At 69.0% G+C, this 1,746-nt stretch carries 1 protein-coding gene and 1 pseudogene; both read left to right on the top strand.

Annotation, left to right across the window (positions count from 1 at the left end):
• Positions 1-615 (top strand): annotated as a pseudogene (locus VGR06_RS08490) (integrase); the annotation flags it as partial.
• A complete protein-coding gene (locus tag VGR06_RS08485) occupies positions 612-1,337 on the top strand; it encodes a tyrosine-type recombinase/integrase (protein WP_327558425.1) in 726 nt (241 codons plus the stop codon). The pseudogene VGR06_RS08490 and the gene VGR06_RS08485, both read left to right, overlap by 4 nt.
• The last annotated feature ends 409 nt before the right edge of the window (positions 1,338-1,746 follow it).

Genomic DNA, 1,746 nt, shown 5'->3' with positions numbered 1-1,746 from the left:
AGCTTCCGGTCCGACCTGCTGTCCGCCGCCCGCAAGGGGGAGGCCTTCGACATCAAGACCGGTCGGCCGGTCTCCATGATCCGGGCCAGCAAGGACATGTCCTGGTACGCGTTCGCCTGCGCGTTCGCCGACATGAAATGGCCTCGGGTCGCGGCTACGACTAGGCGCACGCACGCCGAGGCGCTCACCGCAGTCACAACGGCCATGTTCACCAACGAGCGAGGGAAACCGAGCGACAAGATCATCCGCGCCGCGCTGAAACGGTGGGCGTTCAACACGGGCCGCCGCGACGATCCCAACTGCCCCGACAATATCCGCAGCGCGCTGCGCTGGGTCGCCAGCCACACACGACCCGTGTCCGCGCTGCGCGACCCCAGACGGCTCCGGCAGGTCCTTGACGGCCTCACGGTCAAGCTCGACAGCACCCCGGCCGCGCCGAGCGTGACGAGTCGACGGCGCAAGATCCTCCACGCTGCCCTGGAGTATGCCGTTGAGCTGGAGCTGCTCAACAAGAACCCGATCCCGGCGTTGAAGTGGACGCCGCCCAAGACCACCCACGGGGTCGACCGTCGGCGGGTCGCTGACCGGAAAACCGACCGACTTCGCCTGATATGAGCCAGTTTTCACGCTCGCACGGCGTCCCCACAGGGGCTACTTCGACTAACCCGATACAGGCTCGCACGCTGCTCCACGCCGTCGGCGAGCAGCGCGGCGGGCGACGGCTGGTCGCGTTCTTCGGCTGCCTGTATTTCGCCGCACTCCGACCTGAGGAAGCGATCAGCCTCGCCAAGCACAACCTGTTGCTCCCCAAGCGGGGATGGGGCGAGCTGCACATCGAAAGCGCCGAGCCCTACGCCGGCAAGGAGTGGACTGACAGCGGTCGCAACCGCGACCAGCGCCCACTCAAGCAGCGGGCACGAGGGGAGGTCCGTGTCGTGCCCTGCCCGCCCGCGCTGACCGCCTTGCTACACGCCCACATCGAGGAGTTCGGGGTCCGGCCGGATGGGCGGATGTTCGTCGGCGAGCGCAACGGCGGCGAGCTGCCCACGATGACGATCGGGCGGATGTGGCGGCGCGCTCGACAGGCCGCGTTCACCGCCGAGGTCGCTGCGTCGCCCCTGGCGAAGACGCCCTACGACCTTCGGCACGCGGCCGTGTCCACGTGGCTCAACGGCGGCGTGCCGCCCACCACGGTGGCCGAGTGGGCCGGGCACTCGGTCGAGGTCTTGCTCAGGATCTACGCCAAGTGCCTCGACGGCGGTGACGCGCTAATCCGCCAGCGCGTCCAGGCGGCTCTAGGTGAGTCCGGCGATACGGCCAGCGAAACTCGCCACTGAGCCATCCCCGGGTAGGCCGAATTTGTGGGGGACGCCGTGCGGGCGTGAAAATGGGTCGGGTTGCCCGCCGACGCCGGTGCGTTCTTGACCGTTGAGGCCGTGGATGAGTCTGGCGCCGGGGCCCGATCAGCAGGGTCGCGCGTTGTTGCCTTGAGCACGCCGGTCAGCGTTTCGGTCCCCAACCGAGCCCCCGGGCAGCCCGTCTGCGACCCGTGATGGAGGAGGACGGCCGGTGCCAGCAGGCCAGCAGGCCGAGGTCGATGACCACGAGGAGATCGTGGAGCGGGTCGCCGCGGTCGATGTGGCCAAGGCGTCGGGGATGGTCTGCACCCGGGTGCCGCACCAGGCCAAGGCGGGCAAGCCCATCACCCGGGTCTGGCAGGTCGGCTCGACCACCAACCAGCTCCTG

It is taken from the genome of Actinophytocola sp. (assembly GCF_036002505.1).
Classification (GTDB): Bacteria; Actinomycetota; Actinomycetes; order Mycobacteriales; family Pseudonocardiaceae; genus DASYTH01.
Note: the sequence above shows the minus strand (reverse complement) of the source record. Positions and strands in the feature narration are given on the sequence as shown.